Below are 7,497 nucleotides of genomic sequence, written 5' to 3' on the forward strand. Positions count from 1 at the left end.
ACCGCTCAGGGGTTGATCGATTTCCCGGGTAGATGGCCACTGAGATATTTGTCCAGCGTGCGGCTGAAGTGGCGGATGCGGCTCTCCTGATAGTGGCCGAGCTCGATCCTGCCATTCGCCGAAGCCTTCATCCCCTTCTGGAGCGAAGCGAGGTTCGCCAGATCCTGGTCGAACACGCCCGCCAGCCCCGCTCCGATCAGATGCGCCACGGTGGTAAAGGATTCGTCTTCCCCGATCAGGTGCATATGCGGCGCCTTGGGCGGCGTCGTGCCCAGCGGTGTGCGGGTCAGGATGCGCACCTCCATCAGGCAATGGTCGACATCGCGCCACGGGCGCCAGCGATAGACGATGTTGGGCACCAGCCCGCCCCAGGGCGCGAAGTTGGGGAAGATGTTATAGGTGAAGTTGTCGAGTACCTCGCTGTCCGACGACTGCGCATAATCACGCCCGTCCATCGCCTGGAAAGCTTCGCGGTTGGCTGCGGCCAGAACCTTGCGCGCGAGCAGCGGGTCATCCGGTGCGAATCCGCCAAGGTCGGCACTGGTGGCGAAGCGAACACCGCCATCTTCGCCCAGGAAATCGGCGATCGTCTCGAGGATATAGCGCTGGCCACGGCCGCGCACATGCGGAGAAAGCGCGCCATTGGGCGTGATCGCCCGGTTCATATGATCGCCATAGAGGTCGTAGCGGGTGTTGGCGTCGGCGGTGAACCCCAGGATCTGCGGATGCGTGACGACCGAGTGGAAGGCCTCCATGAAAGCTTCGGCCGTCGCCTTCCAGTTGGCGGGGAATACCCGCCCGATCCATGCCGCTGTATGGCACTCCTCGAGCTTCCAGAGATCATAATGTTCGACCCCGGGGCCGACCCATTCCCGAAAGGACGGCAGTTCATGATTCTCCGTCACCATGACGAAGCCGTGCCAGCGCTCCACCCTCAATTCGGGCAGCGACAGGTCCCTGCCCTCGAGGTGAGGGAAATCCCAGCGACAGGGAATTTCCTTGAGCGTCCCATCATTGTGCCAGGTGAAGCCGTGGAAGGGGCAGCGCAGATTGACCGAACGCCCGCCCTCGTCGCGTAATAGCCGCCCGCGATGCAGGCAGACATTGTGGAAGGCCTTGATCGAACCGTCCGACTGGCGGACCAGCAGATAATTTTTGTCGGCGATCTCATAGACGACAGTGTCGCCCGGCTCGGGCAGATCCTCCTCGCGCGCCGCAAACTGCCAGGTATTCGGCCATAGACTTTCGCGCTCGGCAACCGCGAAAGCCTCGCTGGTGTAGCGTGCCGGATCGAGCGGCTCGTCGCCCAGGTTCTGATTGGATTCCGCGACCAGACAATCGGGCGCGCCCCTCGTGTCGCCTGCCAGCATGTCGCTATAGCTCAGCCCGGGGCAGCGATCCTCGCGGGGGAGGGAAAGGTCGGCGTCGCTCATCGATTCGCTCACTCGCTTTGATCCAGGGGCATCGCGCAGGCTTCGGCAATATGGCGATGGACGTTGTGCAGCGCGGCCTCGTTGGCTCCCAGCACGACGTGGAAATCCGCTGGCGCCGTGAGCAGATTGGAAAAGCCCGACGCCGCGACCCGATAGTCCTCGGTCTGCACCACCTGCGCGGTCAGGTCATAGGCCGTCTCGCAGGCTGCACGATGCGCGTCGCTCTCGATGCCGAACGGCGCATAGACGGCGAAATGGCAGATCATGCGATCCGCGCCGTCCGGGAACAGCCGGAAGACCTGCGTGAAATAGACGCCCGGCACCACCGCACCGAAGAAAATGATCGTGTTGGGGAAGAGGTAATGGACCCCGCCATAATCGGTTTCGGGCCACTCGTCTTCGGGTTTGCCGACCAGATCCGCGACCGACAATTCGGGGAAATTAACGCGATAATGCCGGCCGAAGGAGTCGTAGACTTGGCGGTTGGTGAAAAATGCCTGCCCGATGCTCGATCCGTGCAGCGCCTTGAAATGATAGCTCTCGCCGTAAGTGTCGAGCGCGAATTTCCAGTTGGCGTCAGCCGCAAGAATGCCCTTCTTGACAGGCTCGGCGCGGTGCAGCTCCAGCTGTTCGAGCACGGCGCCGAAGCTGCCGAGATGCGCCTCGGCGTCGATCGGCCCCGCATCAGGATCGACGCGCACCAGGATCAGCCCGAGATGTTCTGAGCAGGGCAGCTCGATCAGGTTGCGCGAGCCGATCGCGCAGTCGGCAAAACCATCCTTGCCGGGTTGGCCGACCAGACGCCCTGCGGCATCGAAGGTCCAGGCATGGAACGGGCAGGACACGCGCGGCAGATGCCCGCTCCAGGGTTCGCGGCTTTCGACCAACCGCGCCGCGCGATGGGTGCACATATTGCGGAAAGCGCGAACCGCGCCGTCCTTGCCGCGCATGACGAGGACCGAGGGCCCGGCCGCATCGAATACCAGCGCGTCGCCGGGCTCCGGAAGGTCGCCGCTCAGTCCGGCAAGCACGGGCTCCTTGTGGAAGACGCCGCGCATCTCCGCGGCGTGGCGCGCTTCGCCGGTATAGATCGACTTGTGGAGCGGCAGCGGAGCTTCGGCGCTGTCGGTACGATCGTCTGCGACCCGAGCGACCAACTCGCGCAGGGCCTGACGCGCATTGCGGCGCCGGACCTGCGCCCAATCGTCCGACTGGAGATCAGCCTCTGCCATATCCTCGCCTCGCTTCGTCGCGTCTGGTTTCAAGCTGGGTATGACATGATTGCGCCGCGGCTTTAGCTAGCGGTTTTGATGGGAGACACGGATCACGCGTTTGCGCCGAGATAACCGAGCTGGCCGGCCTTGAAGACAGCCTGCGCCCGGTTGATCGCGTTCAGCTTCTCGCCGGCGCGATTGATATGGTAGCGGATGGTGGCATGGCTAAGCGCGATGATCATCGCGATCTCCCGGTCCGTCTTGCCGATCGCGGCCCAGCGGAGGCATTCGACTTCGCGCTTGGACAGCTCGCAGTCCGACGGTATGCGCCGCTTGGTCCGCATCGCCGAGACATAGCCGCTGATGAAGCGCCGCGTGATCGCGCCTAGGATCCCGCCGATCGCCGCAAATATGTCGGACAGATCGTCGGCCTCCGGATCGCAAGGCGCGAAGCTATTGGCCGAGACCTGCGCGAACGGCAGGTGGACCGGAACCATGATCACGGCCTTGAAGCAGGACTGGCTCGTGAAATAGCCGCCTGGATCAATTTCCTTCAGATAGGGATTGGGCGACGCGGTGAAAAAGCCGCGCGCGCTGCACCAGAAGGGTTCGCTTTCGTAACGGCAGGAGCGAGGCAGCAAGGCATGCAGCGCAAGGTTGCGATCCTCCCACCAGCGTTCGCCTTCGGCCCGCCAGCCGAACAGATCGGCGGCGAGGACCGATCCGTCCGCATCGGTGATCGCTTCCCTGGAGGCGATGTTTGCGCACAGAGCGGCGCGCAAGCCATATTGCGCGGCGAAATCGCGGATGCTGAGCGCGGCATCGCGGATGTCCTCGACGCGACGGACGGTTGCCCGCTCGACCAGATCCTCCATCTCGATCGAACTGCACAGCCTGAAGTCATTTCTGCTGGAAGCACTCATGATTCTCACCTCCTAAACCTGCGATTGTCCGGTACCTGTCATTTTTGCGTGTAGCCGTGGCGGCGCAGGCGCGGGATTCGGGGCAGGTCCAGGAAGGAAGACCGCTCATGCCCGTCACTCGCCAATGGCTTCTTGCCGGTCATCCGAAAGGCTGCCCGGTCGAGGAGAGTCACTTCCGTCAGGCGACCGTCGAGGTCAGAGGGCCGGACGAGGGCGAGATGCTGCTGGCCACGCGCTATCTGGGCTTTGATCCGGCGCAGAAAGGCTGGATGGAGAATATTGCCGATTATGTAGCGCCGATGGCGATCGGAGACGTCATGCGTGGCAGCGCGATCAGCGAGGTGATGGTAAGCCGTCGCCCCGGCTTCGCTCCGGGCGATCTCGTGCTGGGCACCACCGGCTGGACCGAATGGCATATATCCGATGGCGCCGGCCTCGAACGGATCGAAACGACGCTGCCGCCGACCGCGATGCTGTCGATATTGGGTACGACCGGCATGACGGCATGGTGCGGGCTGTTCAAGCGCGGGCAGCCTGTCGCTGGCGACACGGTGCTGATCTCGGGTGCCGCCGGCGCGACCGGATCGGTCGTCGGCCAATTGGCAAGGATCGCCGGATGCCGGGCAATTGGCATCGCGGGCGGAGCGGAGAAGTGCCGCTGGCTCGTCGAGGAAGCCGGCTTCGACGCCGCGATCGACTACAAGGCAGGTAATCTGTCCGGGCAGATCGGCGCCCTCTGCCCGGGAGGTGTCGATGTGGTGTTCGACAATGTCGGCGGCGGCGTGCTCGATGCGATGCTGGGCAATATCGCCACCGGCGCCCGCGTGGTGATCTGTGGAGGGATCAGCCGTAACGAAACCGGCGGCTTGCCCGTGGGCCCCAGGAATTATTTCAACCTCGTCTTCCGCCGCGCCAGCATGAGCGGTTTCATCGTGCTCGACTGGGCGTCCGAGTTTCCGGAGATCCGCACACGGCTCGAGCGGCTGATCCAGGCGGGCCGGCTTTCCTATCGGGAGGATATCGAACATGGCTTCGAAAACGCTCCTTCCACTCTGATGCGCCTGTTCGCGGGCAAGAACCGCGGCAAGCAATTGCTCAAACTTTAACCCGCTATTATAAACCCTAAGCCGTAATTCCCCCATCGACGGCCAGTTCGGCGCCCGTTACGAAACCGCTCTCGTCCGACACCAGGAACAGCACCGCGGAGGCGACATCCGCCGGCAAGCCGGCGCGCGCCAGGGGCGTGTTGCCGGCACCGAATGCAGCGACATCCAGTCCGGGCACGGCATCGGTCAGCATCGGCGTATCGATGATGCCGGGCAGGATCACGTTCACCCGGATGCGATCGGGAGCCAGGCTGCGCGCCGCTGCGCGCGACATTCCGCGCACCGCCCATTTGGTGCCGGTATAGGCGAAGAACGAAGGATCGGCTTTGAGCCCGGCGATCGAAGACACGTTGATGATCGAGCCGCCGCCCGAGCGCTTCATCGTCTCGGCGGCGAATTTCATCCCGAGAAAGACGCCGGTCTGGTTGATCGCAACGGTTCGGTCGAACAGCGCGTGATCGGTTGCGACGATATCGGCCATGACGGCGATGCCAGCATTGTTGACCAATGCGTCGAGCCGCCCATGGCGCTCCTCGACAAGCGCGAACAAGGCGGCCCAGGAAGCCTCATCGGCAACGTCGAGACGCTGATGCCAGGCGCTCGGGCCGATATCCGCGGCGACCGCTGCGGCCATGTCAGCGCGGATATCAGTGACGATCACCTCGGCGCCCTGCTCGGCGAGCAGACGGGCATGCGCTTCGCCCTGGCCGCGGCCGGCGCCCGTCACCACCACCACCTTGCCCGCGACGCGCCCTGCTCCCTGCGCGGTCATCGGGCGGCCTCTGCCAGAGCCGCAGCGTCTCGATCGCGCAATGCGGACCACCAGTTCAGGATGCTCAGCGGGAACAGATCGGCATAAACTCGAGTCCGCTCGCTTACATCATCGCTGAGCCCTTGCTCCTGCGTCGGGTCGAGCGGCGCGGCGCCCGCAACGGGATCGACCCATTCGAGTTCGAAGCGCTCGATCAGCGCCATGATCGGCTCGGCGGCGGCTTCATGGTGCGGCGCTGTTTCATGGGCAAGGAAACCGGCATAATCGTCGAATGATTGCAGGCAGTAATAAGTGTTCGGCTGCTTGCCGCGCCAATATTCATAGCGCCTGAGGCCCGGCTCGTTGCCGGTCGAAGCCTCGTAGAGCGCGCGCGCCATCGCCTCGAACGCGGCAGCACCGCCCTCCTTGACGCGCATATGCACCAGGCAAGTCGCCATATCCTCTCCTTGCAGCCGTTTTTGATAGTGGCCGTGCTGCTGGGTCCAGCTAGTAACATGCAGCAGTGCTGCTTGCAATCGTCAATCGGCGGCACGTTGAGGGGAGAAAGCCGTTGGCGACGAGGAAGCTTGATCTGTTCGGTCCGGATGCGCACAAGCATTGGTTCGAAACCTACAGGCTGCTGCGCGAGCAGGAGCCGGTGTACCGGGTGCCGGACTCGACCCTTTTCGTCCTCACCCGCTACGACGACATCGCGATGGTGGTCCGGGACAGTGAGCGCTTCTCGAACGAGGCCGACAAGCATGGCGGCGAACCCTTGCTGCTCCACCCCGAGGCACGCGAGATCTACGACCGGCGCGGCTGGTCCAAGGCCTTTCCCCTTGCGCAGGATCCGCCCGAGCACAAACGCTTCCGCGGGCTGGTCAATCACTTCTTCACCGGCCAGCGGCTCGAGCAGAGCCGTGTATTGATCGAGCATCATGTCGATCGCCTGATCGATGCTTTCGCCGGAGCGGGAGAAGCCGAATTCATCGCCGCCTTCGCCGAACCACTGCCGGCCGCTGTCATCTCAGGGCTGCTTGGCCTGCCGGCCGAGGACGGCGAAYGGCTCAAGCGATGGTCCTTCGCCTGGGCGCTGCCGTTCGCGCGGGGGCTCAGCCTCGAACAGGAGATCTGGGTCGCCGAGCAGGGCGTGGAATTCCAGCATTATCTGAAAGCCCATATCGACTCGCGCCGTGCCAATCCCACGGCCGACATCATATCGGAGCTCGCCCATGCCCGCGTGGACGATTACGAGCTGACCGATGGTCAGATCGTCCAGATCATCGATCACCTGTATATCGGCGGCAACGAAACGACGGCGTTCGCGCTCGCCTCCGGTCTGTGGATGATGCTGCGCGATCCCGAGATCCACGCCGAGCTGAGGCGCGATCCCGCGCGCATCAACGGCTTCGTCGAGGAAGTTCTGCGACTCGAGTCGCCGACCCAGGGTCTCTATCGCACCGCCACGCGCGACACCGAAATCCGGGGCGTGAAGATTCCGAAGGGGGCCACCCTGCATCTGCGCTTCGCGGCTGCCAATCGTGATCCCGAGGTGTTCGAGGACCCCGACAGGATCAAGCTCGATCGGCGCAATGCCATGCGCCACATGGCCTTCAGCCAGGCAGAGCATCATTGCCCGGGCTCGGGCCTGTCCCGCCTGGAACTGCAGATCGCGTTCAAGGCATTGATCGCACGGCTGCCGGATCTCCGGCTGCCAGAGGGCCGCAACGATTTCGAACATCATCCCGGCTTCGTGCTGCGTGCGCTCAAGGCGCTGCACATCGCCTTCTAGTCCCGGCTTCCCCGCCGGGGCTCAATTCGAAGCCCTAGGCTGTATCKACATTCAGAGGATTCCCAAGTGGTGGGATGTCTGATTCATGGGTTTCCGCGATTGCGGAGGCATCATGGGGATCAAGCGATACGAGTTAAGCGAGGCGCAGTGGCGTCGGATCGAGCCGATGCTTCCGGGCAAGGTCAGTGATCCTGGGCGGACGGCGCAAGATAATCGCTTGTTTATCAATGGAGTATTGTGGGTCTTGCGTTCTGGTGCGCGCTGGTCCGACCTGCCCG

The 7,497-nt window shown here is 63.6% G+C and carries 8 protein-coding genes; 3 read left to right on the plus strand and 5 right to left on the minus strand.

The window, feature by feature from the left end; all coding sequences use genetic code 11:
• Positions 1–5 precede the first annotated feature (5 nt).
• The 3 genes from AC1DPF_RS10145 to AC1DPF_RS10155 all read right to left on the minus strand — a co-directional run bounded on the left by AC1DPF_RS10145 (position 6) and on the right by AC1DPF_RS10155 (position 3,570).
• Positions 6–1,445, minus strand: a complete 1,440-nt coding sequence (locus AC1DPF_RS10145) for an aromatic ring-hydroxylating oxygenase subunit alpha (protein ID WP_477961075.1) — start codon at positions 1,443–1,445, stop codon at positions 6–8.
• Entirely contained in the window at positions 1,442–2,665 is a 1,224-nt protein-coding gene (locus tag AC1DPF_RS10150; protein WP_477961077.1) for an aromatic ring-hydroxylating oxygenase subunit alpha, read from the minus strand. Before AC1DPF_RS10150 ends, AC1DPF_RS10145 begins: the two co-directional genes overlap by 4 nt.
• A 92-nt stretch (positions 2,666–2,757) precedes the next feature.
• The gene (locus tag AC1DPF_RS10155; protein WP_477869453.1) at positions 2,758–3,570 is read right to left on the minus strand and encodes a helix-turn-helix transcriptional regulator; all 813 of its coding nucleotides are present in this window, start codon (positions 3,568–3,570) and stop codon (positions 2,758–2,760) included.
• 107 nt (positions 3,571–3,677) lie between these two features.
• Here AC1DPF_RS10155 and AC1DPF_RS10160 point away from each other — a divergent pair, with 107 nt between their 5' ends.
• Positions 3,678–4,676 (plus strand): NADP-dependent oxidoreductase, encoded by a 999-nt coding sequence (locus tag AC1DPF_RS10160; protein ID WP_477869452.1) that lies wholly within the window; start codon positions 3,678–3,680, stop codon positions 4,674–4,676.
• 16 nt (positions 4,677–4,692) lie between these two features.
• Here AC1DPF_RS10160 and AC1DPF_RS10165 read toward each other — a convergent pair whose 3' ends face one another.
• Together AC1DPF_RS10165 and AC1DPF_RS10170 are read right to left on the minus strand one after the other, a co-directional pair.
• The gene (locus tag AC1DPF_RS10165; protein WP_477961079.1) at positions 4,693–5,448 is read right to left on the minus strand and encodes a glucose 1-dehydrogenase; all 756 of its coding nucleotides are present in this window, start codon (positions 5,446–5,448) and stop codon (positions 4,693–4,695) included.
• Entirely contained in the window at positions 5,445–5,885 is a 441-nt protein-coding gene (locus tag AC1DPF_RS10170; protein WP_477869448.1) for a putative quinol monooxygenase, read from the minus strand. Before AC1DPF_RS10170 ends, AC1DPF_RS10165 begins: the two co-directional genes overlap by 4 nt.
• 113 nt (positions 5,886–5,998) lie before the next feature.
• Here AC1DPF_RS10170 and AC1DPF_RS10175 point away from each other — a divergent pair, with 113 nt between their 5' ends.
• Together AC1DPF_RS10175 and AC1DPF_RS10180 are read left to right on the plus strand one after the other, a co-directional pair.
• Complete coding sequence (locus AC1DPF_RS10175; RefSeq protein WP_477961081.1) at positions 5,999–7,219, plus strand: cytochrome P450; 1,221 nt, start codon at positions 5,999–6,001, stop codon at positions 7,217–7,219.
• A gap of 118 nt (positions 7,220–7,337) precedes the next feature.
• Positions 7,338–7,497 (plus strand): transposase (locus AC1DPF_RS10180; RefSeq protein ID WP_477961093.1); only part of this gene is annotated, 160 nt, incomplete at its 3' end.

The organism is Rhizorhabdus sp. P4_G6, assembly GCF_056401045.1.

Bases quoted from the DNA above. Each gene is read 5' to 3' on its own strand.
- AC1DPF_RS10150 (WP_477961077.1), bottom strand. From the start codon at position 2,665: ATGGCAGAGGCTGATCTCCAGTCGGACGATTGGGCGCAGGTCCGGCGC.
- AC1DPF_RS10155 (WP_477869453.1), bottom strand. From the start codon at position 3,570: ATGAGTGCTTCCAGCAGAAATGACTTCAGGCTGTGCAGTTCGATCGAG.
- AC1DPF_RS10160 (WP_477869452.1), top strand. From the start codon at position 3,678: ATGCCCGTCACTCGCCAATGGCTTCTTGCCGGTCATCCGAAAGGCTGC.
- AC1DPF_RS10165 (WP_477961079.1), bottom strand. From the start codon at position 5,448: ATGACCGCGCAGGGAGCAGGGCGCGTCGCGGGCAAGGTGGTGGTGGTG.
- AC1DPF_RS10170 (WP_477869448.1), bottom strand. From the start codon at position 5,885: ATGGCGACTTGCCTGGTGCATATGCGCGTCAAGGAGGGCGGTGCTGCC.